General features: G+C 69.6%; 24 protein-coding genes. 8 read left to right on the top strand and 16 right to left on the bottom strand.

Features of this window, described 5'->3' with window-relative positions; all coding sequences use genetic code 11:
- Positions 1-149: 149 nt before the first annotated feature.
- Positions 150-590: a DUF779 domain-containing protein gene (locus tag LPC10_RS15995; RefSeq protein WP_231343226.1), complete on the top strand. Its 441-nt coding sequence runs from the start codon at positions 150-152 to the stop codon at positions 588-590.
- A gap of 275 nt (positions 591-865) precedes the next feature.
- On the opposite strand, the gene egtD is transcribed toward LPC10_RS15995, so the two are convergent.
- On the bottom strand, positions 866-1,843 hold the full coding sequence (gene egtD, locus LPC10_RS15990) for an L-histidine N(alpha)-methyltransferase (RefSeq protein ID WP_231343224.1): 978 nt from the start codon (positions 1,841-1,843) through the stop codon (positions 866-868).
- Between the two features lie 42 nt (positions 1,844-1,885).
- On the bottom strand, positions 1,886-3,148 hold the full coding sequence (egtB, locus tag LPC10_RS15985) for an ergothioneine biosynthesis protein EgtB (protein WP_231343223.1): 1,263 nt from the start codon (positions 3,146-3,148) through the stop codon (positions 1,886-1,888).
- A gap of 221 nt (positions 3,149-3,369) precedes the next feature.
- On the opposite strand from egtB, the gene murI reads away from it, so the two are divergent.
- Positions 3,370-4,245, top strand: a complete 876-nt coding sequence (gene murI / locus LPC10_RS15980; protein ID WP_231347071.1) for a glutamate racemase — start codon at positions 3,370-3,372, stop codon at positions 4,243-4,245.
- Between the two features lie 115 nt (positions 4,246-4,360).
- Here the strand turns inward: murI and LPC10_RS15975 are convergent, their stop codons facing one another.
- Complete coding sequence (locus LPC10_RS15975; protein ID WP_231343222.1) at positions 4,361-4,918, bottom strand: metallophosphoesterase family protein; 558 nt, start codon at positions 4,916-4,918, stop codon at positions 4,361-4,363.
- A gap of 264 nt (positions 4,919-5,182) precedes the next feature.
- Between LPC10_RS15975 and LPC10_RS15970 the strand changes: the two genes are divergently transcribed.
- Complete coding sequence (locus LPC10_RS15970) at positions 5,183-5,383, top strand: hypothetical protein (protein ID WP_108941052.1); 201 nt, start codon at positions 5,183-5,185, stop codon at positions 5,381-5,383.
- Positions 5,380-5,577, top strand: coding sequence for a hypothetical protein (locus LPC10_RS15965; RefSeq protein WP_231343220.1), 198 nt, complete (start codon positions 5,380-5,382; stop codon positions 5,575-5,577). The genes LPC10_RS15970 and LPC10_RS15965 overlap by 4 nt, the downstream gene beginning before the upstream one ends.
- Positions 5,578-5,615: 38 nt before the next feature.
- Here the strand turns inward: LPC10_RS15965 and LPC10_RS15960 are convergent, their stop codons facing one another.
- From LPC10_RS15960 to LPC10_RS15950, 3 genes are all read right to left on the bottom strand, one after another.
- Entirely contained in the window at positions 5,616-5,960 is a 345-nt protein-coding gene (locus tag LPC10_RS15960; protein WP_231343217.1) for a diacylglycerol kinase, read from the bottom strand.
- On the bottom strand, positions 5,957-7,012 hold the full coding sequence (locus LPC10_RS15955; protein WP_231347070.1) for an AbrB family transcriptional regulator: 1,056 nt from the start codon (positions 7,010-7,012) through the stop codon (positions 5,957-5,959). Before LPC10_RS15955 ends, LPC10_RS15960 begins: the two co-directional genes overlap by 4 nt.
- A gap of 141 nt (positions 7,013-7,153) precedes the next feature.
- The gene (locus tag LPC10_RS15950) at positions 7,154-8,092 is read right to left on the bottom strand and encodes a LysR substrate-binding domain-containing protein (RefSeq protein WP_231343215.1); all 939 of its coding nucleotides are present in this window, start codon (positions 8,090-8,092) and stop codon (positions 7,154-7,156) included.
- Positions 8,093-8,240: 148 nt separating this feature from the next.
- On the opposite strand from LPC10_RS15950, the gene LPC10_RS15945 reads away from it, so the two are divergent.
- Positions 8,241-9,830 carry a catalase gene (locus LPC10_RS15945; RefSeq protein WP_231343212.1) on the top strand — a complete coding sequence of 530 codons (1,590 nt, stop codon included), beginning with the start codon at positions 8,241-8,243 and terminating at the stop codon, positions 9,828-9,830.
- Between the two features lie 103 nt (positions 9,831-9,933).
- Here LPC10_RS15945 and LPC10_RS15940 read toward each other — a convergent pair whose 3' ends face one another.
- The 6 genes from LPC10_RS15940 to miaB form a co-directional block, all read right to left on the bottom strand.
- Positions 9,934-10,644 carry a BA14K family protein gene (locus LPC10_RS15940; protein ID WP_231343211.1) on the bottom strand — a complete coding sequence of 237 codons (711 nt, stop codon included), beginning with the start codon at positions 10,642-10,644 and terminating at the stop codon, positions 9,934-9,936.
- Between the two features lie 224 nt (positions 10,645-10,868).
- Positions 10,869-12,572 carry an apolipoprotein N-acyltransferase gene (gene lnt / locus LPC10_RS15935; protein WP_231343210.1) on the bottom strand — a complete coding sequence of 568 codons (1,704 nt, stop codon included), beginning with the start codon at positions 12,570-12,572 and terminating at the stop codon, positions 10,869-10,871.
- Positions 12,573-12,597: 25 nt separating this feature from the next.
- Positions 12,598-13,752: a hemolysin family protein gene (locus LPC10_RS15930; protein ID WP_231343208.1), complete on the bottom strand. Its 1,155-nt coding sequence runs from the start codon at positions 13,750-13,752 to the stop codon at positions 12,598-12,600.
- A gap of 102 nt (positions 13,753-13,854) precedes the next feature.
- Positions 13,855-14,340 carry an rRNA maturation RNase YbeY gene (gene ybeY / locus LPC10_RS15925; RefSeq protein ID WP_231343206.1) on the bottom strand — a complete coding sequence of 162 codons (486 nt, stop codon included), beginning with the start codon at positions 14,338-14,340 and terminating at the stop codon, positions 13,855-13,857.
- A 17-nt stretch (positions 14,341-14,357) separates the two neighbouring features.
- A complete protein-coding gene (locus LPC10_RS15920) occupies positions 14,358-15,464 on the bottom strand; it encodes a PhoH family protein (protein ID WP_231343201.1) in 1,107 nt (368 codons plus the stop codon).
- A 36-nt stretch (positions 15,465-15,500) separates the two neighbouring features.
- On the bottom strand, positions 15,501-16,841 hold the full coding sequence (miaB, locus tag LPC10_RS15915) for a tRNA (N6-isopentenyl adenosine(37)-C2)-methylthiotransferase MiaB (protein WP_231343199.1): 1,341 nt from the start codon (positions 16,839-16,841) through the stop codon (positions 15,501-15,503).
- Between the two features lie 114 nt (positions 16,842-16,955).
- Here miaB and LPC10_RS15910 point away from each other — a divergent pair, with 114 nt between their 5' ends.
- Positions 16,956-17,396, top strand: coding sequence for an MEKHLA domain-containing protein (locus tag LPC10_RS15910; RefSeq protein ID WP_231343195.1), 441 nt, complete (start codon positions 16,956-16,958; stop codon positions 17,394-17,396).
- 145 nt (positions 17,397-17,541) lie between these two features.
- Here the strand turns inward: LPC10_RS15910 and LPC10_RS15905 are convergent, their stop codons facing one another.
- The 4 genes from LPC10_RS15905 to LPC10_RS15890 form a co-directional block, all read right to left on the bottom strand.
- Positions 17,542-18,420: a 1-acyl-sn-glycerol-3-phosphate acyltransferase gene (locus tag LPC10_RS15905; RefSeq protein WP_231343194.1), complete on the bottom strand. Its 879-nt coding sequence runs from the start codon at positions 18,418-18,420 to the stop codon at positions 17,542-17,544.
- Positions 18,421-18,445: 25 nt separating this feature from the next.
- On the bottom strand, positions 18,446-18,967 hold the full coding sequence (locus LPC10_RS15900; protein ID WP_231343192.1) for a GNAT family N-acetyltransferase: 522 nt from the start codon (positions 18,965-18,967) through the stop codon (positions 18,446-18,448).
- Positions 18,964-19,644: a tRNA (adenosine(37)-N6)-threonylcarbamoyltransferase complex dimerization subunit type 1 TsaB gene (tsaB, locus tag LPC10_RS15895; RefSeq protein ID WP_231343191.1), complete on the bottom strand. Its 681-nt coding sequence runs from the start codon at positions 19,642-19,644 to the stop codon at positions 18,964-18,966. Before tsaB ends, LPC10_RS15900 begins: the two co-directional genes overlap by 4 nt.
- Before the next feature lie 144 nt (positions 19,645-19,788).
- Positions 19,789-20,355, bottom strand: coding sequence for a NifU family protein (locus tag LPC10_RS15890; protein WP_108941036.1), 567 nt, complete (start codon positions 20,353-20,355; stop codon positions 19,789-19,791).
- A 202-nt stretch (positions 20,356-20,557) separates the two neighbouring features.
- Between LPC10_RS15890 and rpoZ the strand changes: the two genes are divergently transcribed.
- Together rpoZ and LPC10_RS15880 are read left to right on the top strand one after the other, a co-directional pair.
- On the top strand, positions 20,558-20,968 hold the full coding sequence (rpoZ, locus tag LPC10_RS15885; RefSeq protein WP_108941035.1) for a DNA-directed RNA polymerase subunit omega: 411 nt from the start codon (positions 20,558-20,560) through the stop codon (positions 20,966-20,968).
- A gap of 235 nt (positions 20,969-21,203) precedes the next feature.
- Positions 21,204-23,435, top strand: a complete 2,232-nt coding sequence (locus LPC10_RS15880) for a bifunctional (p)ppGpp synthetase/guanosine-3',5'-bis(diphosphate) 3'-pyrophosphohydrolase (RefSeq protein WP_231343189.1) — start codon at positions 21,204-21,206, stop codon at positions 23,433-23,435.
- The last annotated feature ends 11 nt before the right edge of the window (positions 23,436-23,446 follow it).

Genomic DNA, 23,446 nt, shown 5'->3' with positions numbered 1-23,446 from the left:
GGGTAGTCGAAAGGCCAAGCCGCTTCGGAGGAGGCCGGCAAAGTTCGTCTGCTATCCTCGACGGGGCTGGCGGCTGGAGAACCGGTCGCTTGGACATCCGCCGGTTCGGCCTCAGATAACCACGAGAGAACGATCAGAGAGAGGAAGCCATGAGCGAGTCCGCGAGCCCTGCCGCCGAGCGCGTCGAACCCGTCACCGCCGAGCGGGCGGACAATTCCGGCACGCCCCTGCGGGTGACCGCGACGCCGGCGGCGCTGGAACTGATCGAGGAGCTCAAGGCGGAGTACGGCCCGGTGATGTTCCATCAATCCGGCGGCTGCTGCGACGGCTCGTCGCCGATGTGCTACCCCGTCGGCGACTTCATCACCGGCGATGGCGACGTGCATCTCGGCCGGGTCGGCGGCGCGGATTTCTTCATCTCGCACTCGCAGTTCGAGGTCTGGAAGCACACTCACATCATGCTCGACGTGGTGCCCGGACGCGGCGGCATGTTCTCGCTCGAGAACGGCCGCGAGAAGCGCTTCCACATCCGCTCGCGGCTGTTCACGAGCGCGGAGAACGAGGCGCTTTCGGGAGCCTGCCGCCTGTAAGACGGTCTCCGCTGGATCGCTTCGGTGTCTCTTCGTCTTTGCGAGGCGAAGCCGTGGCAATCCAGGGCTCGGCACTTTCCGGAGATGTCGCGCCCCGGATCGCTTCGGCTTCGCCTCGCGATGACGGCGTCGGGCAGAAACCGAAGCGATCAACCGGAAACGGTATAAGACGGCCCCGCGCCCGTCCCGGCAATCGGATCCGGGACGAGGCTCTAGATCATTGTTTTTGCATCGTCTTTTCCTGAAAGCCGGCGGCCACCTTTCGGGACGATGCTCTAGCCCTGCCGCCGAAGGGCGTGGACCGAGAACAACTCTTCCCGATCGGTCCAGGCTTCGACCGACGCCCAGCCGGCGCGGGCGGCGAGGGCCCGTAAGCTGTCGAGGGTGTACTTGTAGCTGTTCTCGGTGTGGATCGACTCGCCCTCCGCGAAGGCGAAGCCGCGCCCGGCGACGCGCACGCTCTGCGCCCGCCGGCTGACCAGATGCATCTCGATGCGCGAGGCCGCTTCGTTGAAGAAGGCCCGGTGCGCGAAAGCGTCCGGGTCGATCTCGCCGTCGAGTTCGCGGTTGATGCGGTGGAGGAGATTGAGATTGAATGCGGCGGTGACGCCGGCCGCGTCGTCGTAGGCCGCCTCCAGCACCGAGCGGTCCTTCACGAGATCGACGCCGAGCACCAGCGTCGCCCCCGGCCCAAGAATGCGCCCGAACACGTCGAGCAGGCGGGCCGCCTCACCGGGCTCGAAATTGCCGATGGTGGAGCCGGGGAAGAAACCGGCCAGTGCCCGGTTCTCGACGCCCTCCGGCAGGGCGAAGGGTCGGGTAAAGTCGGCGACCACCGGCTCCACGGCGAGGTCGGGAAAGTCGCCGCGCAGCAGGCCGGCTTGCTCGCGCAGGAACTCCCCCGAGACATCGACGGGGAGATAGGCCGAGAGCCCCGGCAGGTGCCGCAGCAGGCGCCGCAGCTTGGCGGTCGAGCCGCTGCCGAACTCGACGAGCGCCGCGCCCTCCGGAAGCAGCGCGGCGATCTCGGGGCCGCGCGCGTCGAGGATGCCGAGTTCGGTCCGGGTCGGGTAGTATTCCGGCAGGACGGTGATCTGCTCGAAAAGGGCGGAGCCGGCCGCGTCGTAGAAATACTTGGCCGGCAGCACCTTCGGGCTCGCGCCGAGCCCGTCCCAGACATCGGCCAGGAACAGGCCGTTCTCGGAGAGGGGAGCGGCGGGGCTGGCGGCGGTGAGGCGGGGATCGATCGTCAAAGGCTGTCTCCGGGACCGCGGGAGGTTGGGCGAGGCGGGTGATCAGCCTCGCGCGTCGGCGAGCCGCAGGCCGGTGAACTGCCAGCGCTGATGCGGGTAGAAGAAGTTGCGGTAGCCGGCCCGCGCATGTCCGTCCGGCGTGGCGGCCGAGGAGCCGCGCAGCACGTACTGGCTCGACATGAACTTGCCGTTGTACTCGCCGAGCGCGCCGGCCACCGGCCGGTAGCCGGGATAGGGACCGTAGGCGCTGCGGGTCCATTGCCAGACGAGGCCGAAGGCGTCGTCGATCAGGCCGTCGCGGGCGGCGACTTCCCACTCGGCTTCCGTCGGCAGGTCGCGCCCGGCCCAGCGGGCATAGGCGTCGGCCTCGAAGTAGCTGACATGAGTGACCGGCGCCGCCGGATCGACGGCCCGGCGGCCGGCGAGCGACATCATCGACCAGCCCTCAGACTCGCGACGCCAGTAGCCCGGCGCGTCCCAGCCTTCCCGCTGCAGGCAGAGCCAGCCCTCGTTGAGCCAAAGCTCCGGCCGCGCGTAGCCGCCATCCTCCATGAAGGCGAGCCAATCGCGGTTCGTCACGAGGCCGCGGTCGATGGTGGTGCCGAGCATCAAGACGTCGTGACGCGGGCTCTCGTTGTCGAAGGCGAAGCCGTCACCATCATGGCCGATCTGGGTAATGCCTCTTTCCAGGGCAGCCTTGCCAGCGCCTGCCTGCGCCTTGGGCATCGACCAGGCCGCGTCGTAGACCGGATCGAGCGGGTTCTGCGCGAACGCGTGCAGGATGTCGGTGAACATCAGCTCCTGATGCTGCTGCTCGTGGTAGAGGCCGATCTCCAAGATCGGCAGCGCTCGCTCCAGCGCCGTGTCGGAGGTCTCGCGCAGCCACACCGTGACCGCGCGATCGACATGGGCGCGGTAGGCGGCGGTCTCCGTCGCGGTCGGCCGGGTGATCATTCCACGCATGAAGCGCGGCTGCCGGGGGCCCGCCTGCACGTAGTAGGAATTGAACAGGTAGTGCAGGCGCTCGTCGTAGATGGCGTAGCCCGGCAGGTGCTCGCGCAGCAGGAACTGCTCGAAAAACCACGTCGTGTGCGCCCGGTGCCACTTGGTCGGGCTCGCATCCTCCATCGACTGGATCTGCTGGTCCTCCGGCGAGAGCGGGGCGGCGCGCCGCTCGGTCTCGTCGCGGACGGTGCGGAAGGCCGCAATCCAGGCATCGCGGTCGATCGGGCGGGCGTCGAGCGGGGGCGGCGGGAAGACCGCGCCGCTCTCAGTATGGGTGAGATGTGCTGCGACGGCTGCCATGGTTGGAATCTCTTCCTCCGTTGAGCGGCGGAAATAGACGCCGATTGCCGTATGACAACGCCGAGGCCCGCCAAGCTGTTCGTCGCACCCCGTGTCGCACCCCGCTCGTACCAGGGGGAAGCGCGGCCTTTTTGCAGCCGCAGTGAGGTGTCCTTAACCGTGGCTGCCGGACACTCGCCGCCCCGATGTTTCCAAGGATGCGCGAGCCTGAGGCGGCGGTGATGCGGATCGATCTGATGGCAGGGGCGACCCTTTCGGCGGCGTGGCCGGCGCAGAACGCGCAACCGGTCATCCTCGTGTTCGATTCCGGCCTCGGCGGCCTGACCGTGCTGGAGCAGGTGCGCCGCGCCCGGCCGGATGCGTCCTACGTCTACGCCGCGGACGACGCGGCCTTCCCCTACGGCGCGCTGAGCGAGGAGCGGCTGGTGGCGCGGGTGATCGCGGTGATGGAGCGGCTGCTGGCGCGCCACGCCCCCGACCTCGTGGTGATCGCCTGCAACACCGCCTCGACCCTGGTGCTGCCCGCCCTGCGCCAGCGCTTCGTCACGCCCTTCGTCGGCGTGGTGCCGCCGATCAAGCCGGCCGCCGCGCTGACGCGCACGCGCCTCGTCTCCCTGCTCGCGACGCCGGGCACCGTGGCGCGGCCCTATACTCATGACCTCGTCCGGAATTTCGCGGCGCATTGCGCCGTGACGCTGGTGGGCGCGAAGAACCTCGCGGGCTACGCCGAGGCCGAGATGGCCGGCGAACCGGTCTCGGACGCGGCGATCCTGGCCGAGATCGAGCCCTGCTTCGTGGAGGGGGCGGACGGAAGGCGCACCGATGTGGTCTGCCTCTCCTGCACGCACTACCCGCTGCTCCTGCCCCGCTTCGAGCGGCTCTCCCCCTGGCCGGTGACGTGGATCGACCCGGCCCCGGCCATCGCCCGCCGGGTGATCCAGCTTCTCGGCGAGATGCCCGCTGAGGTCTCCGATGCCCCGCCCGCGCGGGCGGTGTTCACGGGCGGGGCTGGGCTGACCCCGGCGCTCGGCCGCTCGCTAGAGCGGCGGGGCCTGTTCGAGACGATGATCGAGGCGATGCCGCTGACGGTGAGTTGATACGGCCCCCGCTCAATGCAAGCGGAGACCGTATCGGCAAGCTCGCGCAGCGCTTGAGCGACGCCCAAATCCGCTGTCCCGAAGGGATCGACCGGATTTGGCAGGAGGCGAACCTTCACCGCGATACCCGCGGCGCCAGTTCCTCCGGCACCAGCGTCGCCGCATCCTGCCGGGCGACGATCTCGCCGATGTCCGCCGGCGAGAAATCCCAGGCATCGGCCCCGACGTCGCAGGAGCGGATGGTGTCGGGCAGCGTCGCGTGGGTGTGGCCGTAGAGGTGCCGGGTCTCGCGCCACAGGCCCGGCCAGGCGCGATGGGCGTAATGCGCCAGGTAGAGCCGCCAGGTCCGGCCCGCCGCGTCCGTCACCGAGATCCGGGCGCTTTCCACCGGCGGCTCGAACCAGGGCAGATCGAGCACCCGGTTGCTGTCGTGGTTGCCGCGCACGAGTCGCTTGATGCCGTTGAGCTGGGCGAACACGGCGGCGCAATGCTCGCGGCTCGCATGGGCGGCGAAGTCGCCCAGATGCCAGATCTCGTCCGCCGCGCCCACGCGCGCATTCCAGCGGGCGATCAGGGCCGCGTCATGCGCCTCGACCGAGCCGAAGCCGCACCGTCTGCGCTCGACGAGGCGGGCGTCGCCGAAATGCGTGTCGGCAGTAAAGTAGGTCGCCATGCCTTCTTCACGTTGATGTGAGACAAGTCGAGGATCGCGGCGGGCAGACCGCCCGACGCCCCGTCTCAACGCAGCGCAAGCCGTCAATCCTGCGGCCGGTCGCAACATAAGGTACAATGATGCCGATCGACCGACCGTGCGGGCGCGAAGGGATCGCTTGTCGCAGCGGATGGTTCGGGCGTTGCATCATTTTTCCGAGGACTCGTGGCGAAGTGTCACTCGAGTCGCTCTGTGCCCCTGCCCAAACGTGCTAGCGCGGCGGCCATGTCGGTCTCGACGAAAATTCTCGTTGTCGTCGCCCTTGCCGTGATCGTGTCGGCCTGGGGGTGGATGCTGGACTTGAGCCTGTCCGCCGCCCATGCATGGCTGCTCGAACAGATCGGTCACACGGGGATGCGGCTGCTGATCGGAGCCATGGTGTTCGCCGGGGCCTGGGCCCTGTGGAAGGAGACGGAGGATCGATGAGCCGCCCTCTGGCCGTCGCGTTTCTGGGACTCGCTCTCTATCTCGGTGTGGTGGACTGCCTTCTGACCGTCAGTTTCTCGGCGGTGCATACGTGGTTGGTCGATCTGGTCGGCCGGACCGGCCTGTGGATCGTCATCGCGGTCACGCTGTTCGGTGGCGGATGGGTCGTCTGGAGCGAGCAGGACGACCGCTGAGCGAGGCACCATCGTCCGCCGCCCCCGGAACGCCTGGGTCAGAACCGGTCGATCACGGCCGCACCCCAGATCAGGGCGGCGATGACCTGGGTCATGAATGCGCCCGCCGAGGCGAGATCCTTGACGATGCCGATCCGCTCATGCCGGCCGGGATGAAGGTGGTCGCACAGCTTCTCGACGGCGGTGTTGAGGAGTTCTGCCCCGAGCATCAAGAGCAGGCTGGCGACGAGTGCCACCCGCACCCACAGGCTACTGCCGAGCACGAGCGCCACGGGGAGGCCGAGCGCGAGCAGGACGAGTTCGAGCCGGATCGCCCGCTCCGTGCGCCCGCCATGGACGAGACCGCGCCAGGAATTCAGGAAGGCGAGGTAAAGCGCGGTCACCGGGCGTCTCCCGGGACCGCTCGGGCGATCCACTTGGCGAGGATCGGGCCGGTCGCCAGCACCACGAACAGGCGCAGCGTCTGCACCGCGAGCACGAAGGACACGTCGGCCTTCGAGCCCACGGCGATGATCGCCACCGAATCGAGACCGCCGGGACTGGTGGCCAGGAAGGCGGTGAGAAAGTCGATCGGCAGCCAGTAGGTCAGAGCCCAGGCCCAGATTCCGCAGAGCCCGATGATCGCGCCCGTCGCGGTCAGCACGCCCGGCAGAGCGTGGAGCGTCTCGTCCAGGGTCCGCCGGTTGAAGCGCAGCCCGACATACCAGCCGATCGCCGCGTAGGCGGCATCGAGAACCGGCCCTGGCAGGACGATGTCGAGGAGACCGGTGGCGTGCAGGACGGCGCCGAGCAGCATCGGCCCGATCAGCGGCGCGGAGGGCAGCCGCAGCAGGCTCGCGAGGCCGTACCCGACGGCGGCGACCGCCACCGTGGCCGCGAATCCGGCCCAGCTCCACGTCTCGCCCGGAGCGCTCGCCGCGCCGGAGCCGGTCGCGTCGGCAAGGAGCCGCGCGGCGAGCGAGGCCGAGAGCACCACGGCGGCGACGCGCACATATTGCATGAACGCCACGAGGCGCGGATCGGCGCCGTAATCCTCGGCCATCGCCACCATGGCGGCGGCGCCGCCCGGCGAGGAGCCCCAGGCGGCGGTGGTGCCGGGCAGCACCCGCAGCCGTGTCAGGGCCAAGCCGGTCAGGGCGCCGGCCACCACCGTCACGCCGACGACCGCGAAGATGATGAGGCCGTCCTCGCGCAAGGTGGCGGCGATCTCGGTCGTGGCGGAGTGCGCGACGAGGCAGCCGATCACCGCCTGGGCGCCCAGGAACAGCGGGCGCGGCAGCGCGAGACCGGCCCCGCGCACGCCGAAGGTGATCGCGGCCAGCATCGGCCCGATGAGAAGGGCGGCGGGAAAATGCGCGCGGCTCAGGCCATAGGCGAGAGCGGCCGAGACGGCGACGAGCGCTGTCCAGCGCAGGAGGATGCGGGTCTCGGGCACGGGCGTGGATGCGAGGATGGTGCGGGACAAGTTCCGCGCGAGGCCCGCGCTACACGCTCTCGCCCGAACTGTCACGGTGAGCCCGCGACGCGGCGCGTCGCCCAGCGGGCGCGGTCCCGGCCTGCCCTATCCTCTCGGTGATCAGGCGCGATACTCTTCGTCCTCTCGGCAGGCGGCGGTGCCTGCCGGGGCGTGCGCCCGGAAGAAGGCGGCCAGATGCGCCAGCCCGGCCGCCCGCGGATCGCTGGAGCGCCAGGCCAGGGCCAGGGTGCGGCCGGGCCCCTCCCCCTCGAAGTGGCGCACCACGGTCAGGCCGCTCGGATCGGGGCCGGTGGGCACGGCCAGTGCCGGGATCAGCGTGTAGCCCGCGCCCGCCGCCACCATCGAGCGCAGGGTCTCCAGACTGGTCGCGTGGCGGCCGGCGCCCCTGAGCGTGCCACAGGCGGCGATGGTCTGGTCGCGCAGGCAGTTGCCTTCGTCGAGCAGCAGCAGATCCGGCCCGCTCAGATTTTCCGCCCGCGGGGCAGCCCCTTGAGCGAAGGCATGATCGGCCGGGCAGGCGAGCCGGAACGGCTCGACGAAGAGCGGCGAAACCGTCAGCCCCGAGGCCGCGACCGGGAGCGAGACCAGGGCCGCGTCGATGCGCCCGTCGCGCAGGCCATCGAGGATCTCGGCGGTGCGCGCCTCGCTGAGCGCCAGCGTCAGCAGCGGAAATTCTTGGCGCAGCAGGCGGAGCACGAGCGGGAAATAGTAGGGGCCGAGCGTCTGGATCGCGGCCAGTACCAGCCGGCCGGTCAGCGGCGAGCCGCGCCCCTCGACGGCGAGCGCCAGCAGGCGCTGCGCCTCGCCGAGCACCACGCGCGCCTGCCGGACGATGCCCTGCCCAGCCATGGTCAACAACACGCGCCGGTTGGATCGTTCGAACAAGGTCAGCCCGAGCGCGTTCTCCAGTTTACGGACCTGCACGGAGAGCGTCGGTTGGCTCACGTTGCAGCGCTCGGCAGCCCGGCCGAAATGCCCCTCGTCGGCGACAGCCACGACGTATTCGAGATCGCGCAGCGACAAACCAGAGAGATTCATAGGCTGTATCTATCACAATCTTTGTGACGATGCATTTGCCAATAGGTCATGCCTGGGTCATACCGTCGAAACAGAATGGTTCCAGGCTGTGCGGACGTGCCGAGCAACCCCACCTGAAGCCCCCTGCCTCCCAAGGAGAGAGTGACGCATGAGCGAGAACCGTCCGATTCTGACGACCCGCCAGGGCCATCCGGTCCGCGACAACCAGAGCCTGCGCACGGTCGGCGAGCGGGGACCGGCGACGCTCGAGAACTATCAGTTCATCGAGAAAATCACCCATTTCGACCGTGAGCGCATTCCGGAGCGTGTCGTCCACGCTCGCGGCGCCGGGGCACACGGCTATTTCGAAGCCTACGGCAAGATCGGCAATGAGCCGGCTTCCAAGTACACCCGTGCCCGCGTGCTCAACGAGACCGGCGTGAAGACACCGGTCTTCGTGCGCTTCTCGACTGTGGCCGGCGCCAAGGAATCGCCCGAGACCGAGCGCGATCCGCGCGGCTTCGCGGTGAAGTTCAAGACCGTCGAGGGCAACTGGGACCTCGTGGGCAATAACCTCAAGGTCTTCTTCATCCGCGACGCGATCAAGTTCCCGGACATGATCCACGCGTTCAAGCCCGACCCGGTGACGAACCGCCAGGAGGCGTGGCGCTTCTTCGACTTCGTGGCGCAGCATCCCGAGTCGATCCACATGGTGACGCATCTGAAGTCGCCCTGGGGCATCCCGGCCAACTACCGCGAGATGGAAGGTTCGGGCGTCAACACCTACAAGCTGATCAACGACCAGGGCGAGGCGGTGCTGTGCAAGTTCCACTTCGAGCCCAAGCTCGGCGTGCGCAACCTAACCTCGCAGCAGGCCTCCGAGATCCAGGCAAAGGATGTCGGCCACGCCACGCGTGACCTCTACGACAACATCCAGGCCGGCAACTTCCCCGAGTGGGAGTTCTGCGTGCAGATCATGCCCGACGGCCCGAACGACCACCTGTCGTTCGATCCGCTCGACGACACCAAGCTGTGGCCGGTCGAGGATTTCCCCCTCCTCCCCGTCGGCCGCATGGTGCTCGACCGCGTGCCGGACAACTTCTTCGCCGAGGTCGAGCAGTCCGCCTTCGGCACCGGCGTGCTGGTGGACGGCATCGACTTCTCGGACGACAAGATGCTGCAGGGCCGCACCCTGTCCTACTCGGACACGCAGCGCTACCGCGTCGGCCCGAACTACCTGCAACTGCCGATCAACGCGCCGCAGCCCGGCGTGAAGGTCTACTCGAACCAGCGCGACGGCCAGATGACCTACAGCGTCGACGGCACGGGCGCGAACAAGCACATCAATTACGAGCCCTCGACGCTAGGCGAGGGGCTGGCCGAGGCGCCCAAGCGCAAGGAGTATCACCAGCCGGTGAGCGGCAATCTCGGCCGCTACCAGACCTCGCGCACCGAGGACGACTACACTCAGGCCGGTGTGCGCTACCGCTCGTTCCAGGACTGGGAGCGTGACGACCTGATCGCCAACCTTGTGGCCGACATGAAGCAGTGCCCCGAGCCGATCCAGCTTCGGATGGTCTGGCACTTCTGGCACGCCGACGAGGATTACGGCCGCCGCGTTGCCGAGGGCGCCGGGATCGATCTGGAGAAGGCCAAGGCTCTGCCGCCGCTGCCGGGCCGCGCCGCCCCGCACAAGCGCCTCCAGGCTGAGACCTATACCGAGGGTGGCAACGCCCCGCAGAAGGTCGCCGCCGAATAAGGCTGGCGATCCGCTGATCTAAAAAGCCCCGCCCGACCTGATGGTCGGGCGGGGTTTCTTTTTGAGAGCGGAGGTGCCAGCTCCGGCGCCTCCGCTTCCGCCGTTACGGGCAGGAGCGGCGCACGCCGCGCTTGGCGATGTAGGTCTGGGTCTGCGGGTCGTAGGTCTTGAAGCGGCGAGCGCACTCGGCGACCAGATCGTCATCGCCCTGCGTCGCGCCTACCGCGACGGTCTCGGTGCCGTAATAGCCGGCCGGCGCGTAGTAGCCCGGCTGTGCGTAGTAGCCGCTGTCGTAGCCGTACCCGTAGCCCGGGTAGCCGTAGGCGCCGTAGAGGCTGCCGGCCGCGAGGCCGAGCCCCAGTCCGAGACCGATCCCGCCATAGCCGTAGCCGCGACGATAGTAGCCGGCGTTCCGCCAGCGGTTGCCACCGTGCCAGCCGTGATGGCCGAAGCCGGGCCGGACGCCGGCATAGCCGCCGCCGAAGCCCGGTCGGACGCCACCGAAGCTTGGTCGGACGCCACCGAAGCCAGGGCGCCCGGCGAAGCCACCGCCACCGATGCCGACACCACCACCCGGACGACCGGCGAATCCGCCGCCGATGGCGCCGCCGCCGGGCCGGATGCCGCCCCCGCCCAGGCCGCCGCCCCGGAAGCCGGGATTGCCGAAGCCGGTCACGCCGCCCGCTCCAAGCGCGCTGCGGAAATTGCCGCCGCCGAGGCCGCCGGAGCCGCCGACCCGCTGCGCCTCGGCGCTAGCCGGAATGAAGGCCAGGGCGCCCGCGAGAACGGCCGAGGCCATCAATATCTGTTTCATCGTCAATCCCTCAGAAGACCGTGAGAATCGCCCGCACCGGTTCAGTCGACAGAACGGGGCCTTACTCTCAGAACGCCGTGAGATGAGGGTTGATCCTAAGGCCAAGATTGGCCGAGCGGTGCGCTCTTGTCGCGGCTCTTCTTCGGTCAACGCTCGAAGCCGAAGTTTCGCGACCCGGCGCGAGCTCGAAAGGAGGTGGCCGGCTTTCGGAAAATGACGATGCTCTATGCCCGGCGGCGTCGGGCCGCGACCGCAATCAGGAGGCAGGCGATCACTCCGAGGGCGAACGGCCCGTCGCCGAAGGCGGCGTAGAGGGTGCGGCCGGGCAGCCGGGCGGGCAGGTCGGCATCGAGCACGCCCTCGACGCCGAGCGGAAGGCTCGCGGTGATCCGGCCATGGGCATCGACCACCGCGGAGATGCCGGAATTGGCGTCGCGCACCAGCGGCAGCCCCTCTTCAACCGCCCGCAGGCGGGCCTGGGCGAGGTGCTGGCGCGGCCCCGGCGTGTCGCCGAACCACGCATCGTTGGTGAGGTTGAGGATCAGCCCCGGCACCGCCGGCGCGCCGTCGGTGGGATCGGGCGGCAGGATCGCGCCAGGGAAAATCGCCTCGTAGCAGATCGTGGCGGCGACCGGCGGCAGGCCCGGCACGTTGAGGATGCGCTGGCCGGCGCGGTCGCCCGCGGTGAAGCCGCCTGGAACGGCGATGAATTGGCGCAGGCCGGCGGCCCGCAACACCGCGTCGAGGGGACCCGGCAGGTACTCGCCGAAGGGGACGAGGTGAACCTTGTCGTAGATGTCGCCGAAGCGCCCGCCCGCGCCGATCGTCAGGATCGCGTTGAAGAAGACCGCGTTCTCGCGGGTCGGCCGCTCGCCGTTGGGCAATTCGCGCATCCGCGCGGCGCCGGTGATGAGTTGCTTGCCTTCGGGCAGAGCCGCGCCGATCCGCCCGAGCGCCTCAGGATCGCGCTGGATCAGGAAGGGAAAGGCCGATTCCGGCCAGATCAGGTGGGTGACGTCGGCGATGCCGGTCCGTTCGGGCGAGAGCGCACGGTCGCTGAGTTCAAGATATTTGCTGACGATCCGCTCTCGATTGGCCGAGCCGAATCGGTCGTCCTGCGGGATGTTGGGCTGGATGAGCCGCAGGCGCACGCCCGCCACCGTCGGGTCCGGTGCGGCCGGCACGCGCCCTGCCCCGTAGGCGGCCAGCCCGGCGAGGGCGATGAGCGCCGCCAGCGTCGGTGCGATCCGTGCCTTCGGGGTCGTGCCGGTGGCGAGCGTGGCGGGCGCGGCGGCGATCAGCACGGCGAGTAGGGTCAGGCCGTAGAGGCCGACGAGGGAGGCCGCCTGCATCGTCCAGAGGTTGCCCCCGAGCGCCATGCCCAGCGTGTTCCAGGGAAAGCCTGTCAGCACGTGCCCGCGCAGCCACTCGGCGGCGGTGAGCCCGAAGGCGAGCGCCGCGATGCGGCCGGCCCCCCGTGACCAGACGAGACGCGCGGCGGCGAAGCCGGCGGCAAAGAACAGGGCGAGCACGGCGGGCAGGCCGAGCACGCCGAGCGGCAGCGCCCAGGCGAACTGATCCGCCTCCACGAGGAAGGCGGCGCCGAGCCACCACAGCCCGGCGGTGAAGTAGCCGAAGCCCCAGGCCCAGCCGATCCCGGCGCAGGCCCAGACTGTGCGACGGCCCGAGCCGCCCACCGCCGCGCCGTCGATCAGCCAGACGGCGACGCACAGCGAGACGACGAGGGCCGGGAACAGGCCGAAGGGCGGCATGGCCAGCGCGCCGCAGGCACCGGCCGCGACGGCGATGGCGAGCCCTACCCAACCGTGGCTCAGGATGATGCGATGCGCGAGGGCTTCAAGGAGGCCGATCCGCGCCGCGGCCGGGCGCATTCCGGCGCCGGGCGCGCGGCCGAGCGGAGCGGTCATGCCTGTTCGCCTCGTCTCGCCCTGCTTACCGGCCCGACTCGGCGATCGGGGTCGTGTCCGCCACGGTCGTCTCCGCCTCGGGCGCGTGCGGCGCTGGGCGCGGTGGCGGCAGGGCGAGGGGTACCACAGTGCCGATCTTGGCCGGGGCGCGCTGGAGCTTGATCCCCTTCACCCGCCGGGGATCAGCGTCGAGCACCTCGAACTCGATGTCCTCGGGGCCGGCGATCCGCTCGCCGCGCGCCGGCACGCGGCCGGCCAGCGTCACAATCAGGCCGCCGATCGTGTCGATCTCGGCGGCGAGTTCCCCGAAGGCGGCAACGAGATCGAGGCCGGTGGCCTCCGAGACCTCGGCGAGGCCGGCGCGGGCGTCGGCGATATACGCCTCCGTCTCGCCCTCCATGCGGTTGACGAGCTGGCCCTCGGCCACGTCGTGCTCGTCCTCAATATCGCCGACCACCATCTCGATCAGATCCTCGATCGAGATCAGGCCGTCGGTGCCGCCATACTCGTCGATGACCAGCGCCATGTGGGTGCGGGTCGCCTGCATCCGCACCAACAGGTCGATGGCCGGCATGGAGGGCGGCACGAACAGGACCGGGCGCTGGATGCGGGTGGAGGCCAGCGTCGCGGTGAGATCCACCTTGCCGAGATCGAGGCTGCGGAGAGCCCCGCGGGCCGCGGCCGTGCGGCGCGGGCGCGGTGTCGGCTTGGCCTCGCCATCGGCCACCGCCTGCGGCGTAGTGCGGCGCGGTGCGGCTTCCGCCTGGGTCGCGAGATACTCGACGAAGTCGCGGATGTGGACCATGCCGCGGGGGTCGTCGAGGGTCTCGCCGTAGACCGGCAGGCGCGAATGACCGGCGGTGCGGAACAGCTTCAGGAGATCGCCGAGGCTGGTGTCGCTGGCCACCGCCACGATGTCGGCGCGGGGCAGCATGACATCGTCGACCCGCACCTTGTGCAGGCCGAGCACGTTCTTGAGCATGGCCCGTTCGAGCGGGGAGAAGGCGTCCTCGCCCGTGTCGGGCTCGGCCAGGGCCTCCTCGATGTCGGTGCGCAGGGAGTCGCGCGGACGCAGGTGGAAGACGTTCAACAGACGATCGTACCACGCCTCGCGTTGAGGGGGTTCGGCGTCCGCGGCTGGCGCGGCCAGGGCCGCGCCGCGACTTCGGTCGTTGGTCATGGGTCTCTAGGTAGGATGCGGCGGGAGTGCCGGAAGAAGGCGAGTGTGTTGGGTGACGCGCTCTCTTTCGCCGAACCGGCATCCGCTTCGGCGGAGAGCGCCTCAGTCTTCGTAGGGATTCGGAATGCCGAGAGTCCGGAGCGCGGCGACCTCGAGCGCCTCCATGGCGTCGGCCTCTGCCTCGCCGGTCTCATGGTCCTGTCCGAGAAGGTGAAGGGTGCCATGGACGAGGAGGTGGGCGAAATGGTGCTCGAACGGCTTCGACTGCTCCGTACTCTCGCGCACGAGCGTGTCATACGCAAGAACCACGTCGCCCAAGGGCCGCGCCATGCCGGGCTGAAGCGGGCCGTCGGCCGCCGGAAACGACAGCACGTTGGTGGGCTTATCCTTGTTTCGCCACGTCCGGTTCAGGGTCTGAACGGTGGCATCGTCCGCGAGCAGGATGCTCACTTCGACCGGTTCGGAGGCCGAATCGGGCAGAATTGCCAAGCCGGCCTCAACGGCGCGCAGCGTGAACGCCTCCAGGTCGGGGACGGCCTGTTCCCAGCGCGCATCCTCGACGGCGATGTCGATCTCGTGGTCGCTCATATCGATCGTGGGATGCGTCAGGCCAGCGGCCGGCGCCGCGGATTGGGGTTGCGATCGGCCTCGGCCTCGCCGTGGGCGGCGGACTCGTAGGCGGTGACGATGCGGCGCACGAGATCGTGGCGGACCACGTCCACGTCGCGGAAGCGCACGCGGCCGATGCCCTCGACGCCGTCGAGCACGTTGACCGCCTCGACGAGGCCCGACTTCTGGCCCGGCGGCAGGTCGATCTGGCTCGGGTCGCCGGTGATGATCATGCGCGAGTTCTCGCCGAGCCGCGTCAGGAACATCTTCATCTGCATCGAGGTGGTGTTCTGCGCCTCATCGAGCAGCACCACGGCGTTGGTCAGCGTGCGCCCGCGCATGAAGGCCAGCGGGGCGATCTCGATGATGCCGGTCTGGAGGCCGCGATCGACGTGGCGCGCCTCCATGAAGTCGTAGAGCGCGTCGTAGATCGGGCGGAGATACGGATCGACCTTCTCGCGCATGTCGCCGGGCAGGAAGCCGAGCCGCTCGCCGGCCTCGACCGCGGGGCGCGACAGGATCAGGCGCTCGGCATGGCCCTGCTCCAGCAGCGAGACAGCGTGGCCGACGGCGAGCCAGGTCTTGCCGGTGCCGGCGGGGCCTTCGGCGAAGACGAGTTCGTTGGCCCGCAGCAGCTTGATGTAGTCGCTCTGCGCCGCGTTGCGGGCGCGCACGGCGCCGCGCTTGCGGGTGGCGATCTGATCGAATTGCTCGCGGCCGTTCTCCGTCGCGATCTCGGCGGAGGGGAACAGGTTGCCCTGTACCGTGACCTCTTGGATCACCCCGTCCAGGTCGCCGAGGGTGAGCGTCGTGCCGCCCTTCTGCACCCGCGCGTAGAGCCGCTCGAAGACGCGCCGCGCCTTCTCGGCGGCCTCGGGCGTGCCCTTGACCACGAGATGGTTTCCGAGCGCCGTGCCGGTGATGCTGAGGCGTCGCTCGATATGGGCGACGTTCTGGTCGTATTGCCCGAAGACGAGGCTGGCGAGCCGGTTGTCGTCGAAGGTCAGCGAGACCTCGACAGTCTCGGACAGTCCGGGGCGCCCCGGCGCGGGGCGGCTGTTGCGGCCGGCGGGGCCACGGGCGGACGCAACGTCAATCGGCACGCGAGAGATCCGGCATGGTGATATGCCTCATATAGGTCATGCGGCGGCCGCCGCACCCTCCAGCACCTCGCCGAACAGGCTGTTCGAGCCCGCCCGCGTGATCCGCACCGGCACCAGGGTGCCGATTGTGGAAGCCGGCGCATCGAACTGCACGGCCTGGAGATGCGGCGTCTTGCCCGCGACCTGCCCCGGATGGCGGCCGGTCTTCTCGACCAGGATCTCGGTGGTGGTGCCGACCGAGGCCGCGTTGAAGGCGTGGCGCTGTGCATCGAGGAGCTGCTGCAGGGCGGCGAGCCGCTCGGTCTTCACCGTCTCCGGCACAGCGTCCTCGCGCTCCGCCGCGGGCGTGCCGGCTCGCGGGCTGTACTTGAACGAGAAGGCCGCCGCGAAGCCGATATCGGCGACGAGCCGCATGGTCTCGGCGAAGTCGGCATCCGACTCGCCGGGGAAGCCGACGATGAAATCCGAGGACAGTCCGATGTCGGGCCGCGCGGTCCGGATCCGCTCGATCAGCCGGCGGTAGGCATCGCCGGTATGACGTCGGTTCATCGCGTGGAGGATGCGGTCCGAGCCCGACTGCACCGGCAGGTGCAGGTAAGGCATCACCAGCGGATTTTTTTGGTGCGCAACGATGAGATCATCCGCGAAGTCGTTGGGATGGCTCGTAGTGTAGCGCAGGCGCAGGAGGCCCGGCACGGAGGCCAACGCGTCCATCAGGTGCCCGAGCGTCGCGGGCGCGCCGTCCGGCCCGTCGCCATGATAGGCGTTGACGTTCTGACCGATCAGCGTGATCTCGCGCACCCCGCCCTCGACGAGGCGGCGCGCTTCTTCCACCACCGCCGCCACGGAACGCGAGACCTCGGCGCCGCGGGTATAGGGCACGACGCAGAAGGCGCAGAACTTGTCGCAACCCTCCTGCACCGTGAGGAAGCCGGTGACGCCGCGGTTGCGCCGGGCCGGCAGGTGATCGAACTTGTCCTCGAGCGGGAATTCGGTGTCGACGACGCGGCTCTCGCGCGACTGGCGCAGCAGGTCCGGCAGGCGGTGATAACTCTGAGGGCCGACGACGACGTCGACGGCCGGCGCGCGCGAAAGGATCTCGCGGCCTTCGGCTTGCGCGACGCAGCCCGCCACCACGATGCGGGTGTCCTGCCCGCTCTCGGCACGCTCGCCCTTGAGCACGCGCAGGCGCCCGAGTTCGGAATAAACTTTTTCCGCGGCCTTCTCGCGGATGTGGCAGGTGTTGAGGACGACGACATCGGCCTCCTCGACCGAGTCCGTCGCGCTGTAGCCCTCGGCCGCCAGCACGTCGGCCATGCGGCCGGCGTCGTAGGCGTTCATCTGGCAGCCGTAGGACTTGACGTAGGCTTTCTTCAAGTTCGCAACCCTGCCGCCGACGGGCGGCGTCTTTTTGGGAATGTTCGGTTCGGGGCCCCTTACCATGGATCGAACGCCGACACGATTCCGTTCCGAATCCTGTAGAAGCCGCGCATGAGCCTTGCCGACGATCCCACATTCTTCGCCCTGCTGACCGGCAGCTTCCGGCGCCTCGTCGGCCGCTCGCTCATCCCCGAGCCGGATCTCGGGCCGGACTGGCTCTACGCCCAGGCATCCTTCGCGGTGCTGTCCCACGACACGAGCGCCGACCCGCTCTTCGTCTACGCCAACCGGGCGGCGCAGCGAGCCTTCGGCTACACCTGGGAGGAGTTCGTCGGCATGCCCTCGCGGCTCTCGGCGGAGGCGCCGGAGCGGGCCGAGCGGCAACGCCTGCTCGACGCGGTCGCCCGTGACGGCTTCGTCTCGGACTATGCCGGCATCCGCGTCGCCAAGGACGGACGGCGCTTTCCCGTCACCGAGGGCATCGTCTGGCAGCTCATCGATGAGGACGGGACCGTGCGCGGGCAGGCGGCGACGTTTCCGCTCACCGCCTGAGGGCTCATCCCAAATCCGGTTGATCCCTTCGGGATGGCGGAGCTGGCCGTGGCGGGATCCCATCGCGCCGGCGCGAGGGGTGCCCTCCTCAAGGGCCGCGCGGGCTGGCTGATCCGCTCCCCGCTCTGATCAAGCGGAGACCGTATCAGACCGCGGCGATGCCGGGCGCCGAGACGTCGGCGCCTTCCCCCGCCATCTCGGGCGCTGCCGGCGCCGGGCGGGGGGGCAAGCCGCCGAGGCGGATCTCGCGCAGGCTCCGGCGCACGGCGGCCTCGGCCTGGGCGGTGGCCACCTTGCGGTCGGTGGCGGCATCGAAAGCGATCGGCGCCCCCCAATCCACGTGGACGTCGATCGGGCCGCGGCCCGCGAACAGGCCGAGATGGGGCACGAGGTCCATGTCGCCGTACCACGCGATTTCCGGGCGCTCGGCGCGGGTCACGGGCAGGCCGTTGCGGCGCGGATAGGCCAGGGCGAGCGGCTGGAGCCGGATGCGGGCAAGCCCGCCGGCCTCGGCGGCGAGCGCGGCGCGGGCGGCGCCGACGAGCGAAGAGCGGAACGGCAGCAGACGCAAACCGTCGCCGGTGGTGCCCTCGGCGAACAGCACGATCAGGTCGCCGTTCACGAGACGCTCTCCGACCGTGGCGTTGACGCTGGCAGTCGCCGCGCGCTTGGCCCGCTCGATGAAGACGGTGCGCTGGAGCTTGGCCAGCGGGCCGATCAGCGGCCAGCCCTCGATCTCCGACTTCGCCACGAAGGAGAGCGGGCGCAGCGAACCCAGCGCGACGATGTCGAGCCAGGAGACGTGGTTGGCGAGCACCAGCGCCGGCTCGCCCGGCGGCGGCGGCGTGCCCGTCTGTGTCACCCGCACCGAGAACAGGCGCAGGAACAGCCGGTGGAACAGCACCGGAATATGCGCGGCGAGCCGCCCGCGTCCGAAGCGCAGGCTGAGCCAGTGCGGCCCGATCACGATCAGGAAGGCCAGCGCCTGGACGAGCAGGCGGAGGCCAATGCCGGCGCGGGTCATCGGCCGGCTGCGCTCGCGCGAGGCGTCACGACAGCGACGCGCTCATGGTCAGCGCCGTGGCCCGGGTGCCATTGGGCAGGGGGTAGTAGCCCTTGCGCTCGCCGACCTTGAGGAAGCCGTGGCGGGCATAAAGCTTCAGGGCCGGTGTGTTGCCCTCATCGACTTCGAGGTGAACCGTGCGGATGCCGGAGAAGGCGAGCGCCGTCAGGTGCTCGCTCAGCAGCCGTCGGCTGTGCCCGCCGCCGCGCGCGGAGGGCGCCAGCACGATGGTGAGGATCTCCGCCTCGTCCACGGCCTTGCGCGACAGCACGAAGCCGAGCAGCGCGTTGCTCCGGCGCAGGGCATGCGCCTCGGTCGAGCGCTCGCACAGCAACCGCTCGAATTCGTGGGCGGCCCACGGGCGGGCGAAGGCGGTGGCGTGGAGCTTCTCCAGATCGCCCGCCTCGCCCGCATCCCGCAGGGGCGCGACGTAGGGCACGGAGCCCCAGGCATCCCACCACGCGGACCACCAGTCGAGCGGCCAGAACGGAGAGACGGTGCGCGTCATGCCCTTGCGAGCCTCGCATGGTCCTGCGGCTGGGCGTCCGGCCCGCGCAGGTAGAGGGGGCGCGGCAGCGCCTGATCCGGATCGGCCACGAGCCCGAGCGATGCGACCCAGGCGATCTGCGGTGCCCCGGTCTCGGCGAGTTCGACGGAGAGGCCGGCCGCACCCGCCGCTGCCGCGAGGGCGGGCGCGCCGGAGCCGGTGAGGATCGCCCGCCTGCCGTTCAGCAGGCTCACCGCCTCCTCGAGGGCGACGTGCCGGGGCGGAATCACCGTCCCTTGCCCGACGCTCATGGCCTGGAGGTAGACGGCGCCGTGGCGCGCATCGATCGCGGCGACGACCGTATCCTCGCCGTTGAGGGCGAGCTGCGGCGCCAGCAGGGCCGAGAGGGTCGTCACCCCGACGACAGGGATGCCCGCGGCAAGCCCGATGGCGCGGGCGGCGGAGAGGCCGACGCGTAGCCCCGTATAGCTGCCCGGTCCGACCGTGACCGCGACCCGGTCGAGCCCCTTGAAGCCGCCCTCGACCCGGGCCATGACCCGCTCGATCAGCGGTAGCAACGCCTCGGCATGGCCGCGCACGAGCGGCATCGACTCCTCGGCGAGCAGGTCGTCGCTGTCGTCGGTGGCCACGCAAGCCGCGCAGGCTTCGAGCGCCGTATCGATGGCAAGGATCCGCAAACGTCGATTCCATCCGGCGGCGGGCCACAGGCGCCCGCCATCGGCATCAGTTTAGGACGAAATGACCGCTCCCGTCAGGGCATCGGGCGCCGGTCTCCTTAAGGAAGCGCGGCGGTGTTGCACCCATGCCCGTGTGCCGGGCGTTCAGATCGCCTGCACTTCCCGCACGGAGGGGAGGAAGTGGCGGAACAGGTTCTGCACGCCCTGGCGCAGGGTCGCAGTTGAGGACGGGCAGCCCGAGCAGGCGCCCTTCATCTCGAGATAGACGATGCCGTCGCGGTAGCCGCGGAAGGTGATGTCGCCGCCGTCGCCCGCCACTGCCGGGCGCACGCGGGTCTCGAGCAGGTCCTTGATGGTGACGACCGTGTCGTGGTCGGCCTCGTCGTAGAATTCTTCCGTCTCGTCCTCGGCCAGCGCCGTGCCCTCGGCCAGCACCGGGCGGCCGGACTGGAAGTGATCCATGATCGCCCCGAGCACGGCCGGCTTGACCTGCGGCCACTCGTTCACACCGTCGGCCTTGGTGACCGATATGAAATCGTGCCCGAAATAGACGCCGCTCACGCCTGGCACCGCGAACAGGGCGGTGGCGAGCGGCGAGCGCTCGGCCCCGGCGGCGTCGCGCGCCTCGAAGGTGCCCTCGGGCAGCACCACGCGTCCGGGCAGGAACTTCAGCGTGGCGGGGTTCGGCGTGGCTTCAGTCTGGATGAACATGTGGAAATCCTCGGGTCCGCTGGCGCCGGTTCAAGGCCGGCCGGGAGCGGCGCCGGGATCAGCCGGCGCCGCTTTCCATGTGGACCGGGAGGAGCGGATTCTCAACCTGCCCGGCGACTTGTTGCGCAGCGGCATCCGGTGTAGGAAGCCCGTTCATCACGCATATCGTTCGTATCCGCGCCTGAGGAAGGAGCCGCCTCGCATGGCTCGCGTCACCGTCGAAGACTGCATCGAGAAGGTCGAGAACCGCTTCGAGCTGGTCCTGCTCGCCAGCCACCGCGCGCGCCTGCTCGCCGCCGGCGCCCCTCTGACCGTCGAGCGCGACCGCGACAAGAACCCGGTCGTGGCCCTGCGCGAGATCGGCGACGAGACCATCACGGCCGAGGATCTCAAGGAGCAGCTCATCCACTCGATGCAGAAATACGTCGAGGTGGACGAGCCCGAGGCCGAGACCGTGCCGCTCCTGTCGAGCTCGCCCGCTGCCGCGGCCGTCGCGCCCCAGTCGTCCTCCGACGACAAGGACGTGCAGTTCGATCGCATGAGCGAGGACGACCTTCTGCGCGGCCTGGAGAATCTGGCGCCGCCGACCGAGACCGACGACGAGGGCGAGTAAGTCCTTCCTCGCAAGCCGAGTCCACGTTTCGCGCCCGCCCTCGATCCCGAGCGGCGGGCGTTCTCGTCTCGACCCGCCCGTCCTGCGGCCGGTGCAGGGCAGGATAAACAGTGACGCTGCGTCTGCGACGCCTTGGGTCTGGCGCAAAAGGCGTCGATGCAGGAAGCTGTTGCACGACGACGATGGCCGGTCCCGGCCGGGCTTCCGACACATCGAGAGCAGGATCCTTCGGCGGATGATGCGCCAGTACGAACTCGTGGAGCGGGTCAAGCGCTACAACCCGGCCGCGAACGAGGCGCTTCTGAACCGCGCCTACGTCTATGCCATGCGCGCGCACGGCACGCAGAAGCGCGCCTCGGGCGATCCGTTCTTCGCCCACCCCCTCGAAGTCGCCGCGATCCTCACCGACCTGCGCCTGGACGACGCGACCATCGTCGCGGCGGTGCTACACGACACGGTGGAGGACACCGCCGCCACCCTCGACGAGATCCGCGAGATCTTCGGTCCCGAGATCGGTGCACTGGTGGACGGGCTGACCAAGCTCAAGCGGCTCGATCTGGTCTCGAAGCGCGCGGTGCAGGGCGAGAACTTCCGCAAGCTGTTGCTGGCGGTCGCCGAGGATGTGCGGGTGCTGCTGGTCAAGCTCGCCGACCGCCTGCACAACATGCGCACGCTTCATTTCATGCGCGACGACAAGCGGGCGCGGATCGCCGAGGAGACGCTGGACATCTACGCGCCGCTGGCCGGCCGCATGGGTATGCAGGAGCTGCGCGACGAACTGGAGGATCTCTCGTTCCGCACGCTCAAGCCGGAGGTCTACGCCACCATCACCAAGCGGCTCGAAGACCTCTCGGCCAAATCCGGCAGCGTCATCGAGAGCATCGAGCACGACCTCACCGCCCGGCTTGGCGCCCGCGGCATTACCGCTGCGGTGAAGGGGCGGCTGAAAAAGCCGTTCTCGATCTGGTCGAAGATGGAGCGCAAGTCGGTCGCCTTCGAGCAGCTCTCCGACATCGTCGGCTTCCGCGTGATCGTCGGCACGGTGGCGGATTGCTACGCCGCGCTCGGCGTCGTGCATACGAGCTGGCCGATGGTGCCGGGCCGCTACAAGGACTACGTCTCGACCCCGAAGCAGAACGACTACCGCTCGATCCACACCACGGTGATCGGACCGAAGCGCCAGCGCGTCGAACTTCAGATCCGCACCGCCGAGATGGACGAGATTGCCGAGTACGGCATCGCCGCCCACGCGCACTACAAGGAGGCGGGCAAGGAGGGTGCGGAGGGCGAGGTCCACCCCCGCCTCGCCACCGAGAGCGGCGCCTATCAGTGGCTGCGCCGCACGATCGAACTCCTGGCCGAGGGCGATTCGCCGGAAGAGTTCCTGGAACACACCAAGCTCGAGCTGTTCCAGGACCAAGTGTTCTGTTTCACGCCGAAGGGCCGTCTCATCGCCCTGCCGCGGGGCGCCACGCCGATCGACTTCGCCTATGCGGTGCATACGGATGTCGGCAACACGGCGGTCGGCGCCAAGATCAACGGGCGACTCGCGCCCCTGCTGCACGAACTCGCCAACGGCGACGAGGTCGAGATCGCCCGCTCCGACGGCGCCTCGCCGCCGGCGGCCTGGGAATCGCTCGTCGTCACCGGCAAGGCTCGCGCCGCGATCCGCCGGGCGACCCGCGCCGCCGTCCGGCGGCAATACGCCGGCCTCGGCCGCCAGATCCTCGACCGCGCCTTCGAGCGAGCGGGCAAGAGCTTCTCCGAGGAGAAGCTGCGCGGCGCCCTGCCCCGACTCGCCCGTGCCTCGACCGAGGACGTGTTCGCCGCCGTTGGGCGCGGAGAAATGTTTTCAGGCGACGTGGTGAAGGCGGTCTATCCCGACTTCAAGGACGAGCGCCGGCCCGGCGCGAGTGGCGGTCCCGCGGCCAGCGGCGCGGCAGGGCGCCTCACCCGCTCCAAGGATCAGACCATGCGGCTGACCTTCTCGGGCGAAGCCGACGGTGCCGCAGCACCGGGCAGCATCCCGATCCGCGGCCTCGCCGGCGACCTGCCGGTGAGCTTCGCCCCGAACGGCGGCGCCCTGCCGGGGGACCGCATCGTCGGCATCCTCACCCCCGGCGTCGGCGTGACGATCTACCCGATCCAGTCGGCGGCGCTCGCTGCCTTCGACAACGAGCCCGAGCGCTGGCTCGACGTGCGCTGGGACGTCGAGGGCTCGCAGGAGCGCTTTCCCGCCAAGCTCGCGCTCGAATCGATCAACGAGCCGGGCACCCTGGCGCAGATCGCCCAGGTCATCGCCGAGCACGACGGCAACATCGACAACGTCTCGATGAAGCGGCGCACGCAGGACTTCACCGATATCGCGATCGATCTCTCGGTGCCGGACCTGAAACACCTCACCGCCATCGTCGCGGATCTGCGCGGCAAGCGCTCGGTGAGCCGGGTCGAGCGGGTGAACGGTTAGAACGCTTTCCG

The organism is Methylorubrum sp. B1-46 (assembly GCF_021117295.1).
Lineage (GTDB): Bacteria > Pseudomonadota > Alphaproteobacteria > Rhizobiales > Beijerinckiaceae > Methylobacterium.
This window is presented reverse-complemented; position numbering and strand designations above follow the sequence as displayed.

What these genes read in the sequence shown, in the direction of transcription:
- LPC10_RS15995 (WP_231343226.1), top strand. Translation starts at nt 150, where the DNA reads ATGAGCGAGTCCGCGAGCCCTGCCGCCGAGCGCGTCGAACCCGTCACC.
- egtB (WP_231343223.1), bottom strand. Translation starts at nt 3,148, where the DNA reads ATGGCAGCCGTCGCAGCACATCTCACCCATACTGAGAGCGGCGCGGTC.
- murI (WP_231347071.1), top strand. Translation starts at nt 3,370, where the DNA reads ATGCGGATCGATCTGATGGCAGGGGCGACCCTTTCGGCGGCGTGGCCG.
- LPC10_RS15975 (WP_231343222.1), bottom strand. Translation starts at nt 4,918, where the DNA reads ATGGCGACCTACTTTACTGCCGACACGCATTTCGGCGACGCCCGCCTC.
- LPC10_RS15970 (WP_108941052.1), top strand. Translation starts at nt 5,183, where the DNA reads ATGTCGGTCTCGACGAAAATTCTCGTTGTCGTCGCCCTTGCCGTGATC.
- LPC10_RS15965 (WP_231343220.1), top strand. Translation starts at nt 5,380, where the DNA reads ATGAGCCGCCCTCTGGCCGTCGCGTTTCTGGGACTCGCTCTCTATCTC.
- LPC10_RS15950 (WP_231343215.1), bottom strand. Translation starts at nt 8,092, where the DNA reads ATGAATCTCTCTGGTTTGTCGCTGCGCGATCTCGAATACGTCGTGGCT.
- LPC10_RS15945 (WP_231343212.1), top strand. Translation starts at nt 8,241, where the DNA reads ATGAGCGAGAACCGTCCGATTCTGACGACCCGCCAGGGCCATCCGGTC.
- LPC10_RS15940 (WP_231343211.1), bottom strand. Translation starts at nt 10,644, where the DNA reads ATGAAACAGATATTGATGGCCTCGGCCGTTCTCGCGGGCGCCCTGGCC.
- lnt (WP_231343210.1), bottom strand. Translation starts at nt 12,572, where the DNA reads ATGACCGCTCCGCTCGGCCGCGCGCCCGGCGCCGGAATGCGCCCGGCC.
- LPC10_RS15930 (WP_231343208.1), bottom strand. Translation starts at nt 13,752, where the DNA reads ATGACCAACGACCGAAGTCGCGGCGCGGCCCTGGCCGCGCCAGCCGCG.
- ybeY (WP_231343206.1), bottom strand. Translation starts at nt 14,340, where the DNA reads ATGAGCGACCACGAGATCGACATCGCCGTCGAGGATGCGCGCTGGGAA.
- LPC10_RS15910 (WP_231343195.1), top strand. Translation starts at nt 16,956, where the DNA reads ATGAGCCTTGCCGACGATCCCACATTCTTCGCCCTGCTGACCGGCAGC.
- LPC10_RS15905 (WP_231343194.1), bottom strand. Translation starts at nt 18,420, where the DNA reads ATGACCCGCGCCGGCATTGGCCTCCGCCTGCTCGTCCAGGCGCTGGCC.
- LPC10_RS15900 (WP_231343192.1), bottom strand. Translation starts at nt 18,967, where the DNA reads ATGACGCGCACCGTCTCTCCGTTCTGGCCGCTCGACTGGTGGTCCGCG.
- LPC10_RS15890 (WP_108941036.1), bottom strand. Translation starts at nt 20,355, where the DNA reads ATGTTCATCCAGACTGAAGCCACGCCGAACCCCGCCACGCTGAAGTTC.
- rpoZ (WP_108941035.1), top strand. Translation starts at nt 20,558, where the DNA reads ATGGCTCGCGTCACCGTCGAAGACTGCATCGAGAAGGTCGAGAACCGC.
- LPC10_RS15880 (WP_231343189.1), top strand. Translation starts at nt 21,204, where the DNA reads ATGATGCGCCAGTACGAACTCGTGGAGCGGGTCAAGCGCTACAACCCG.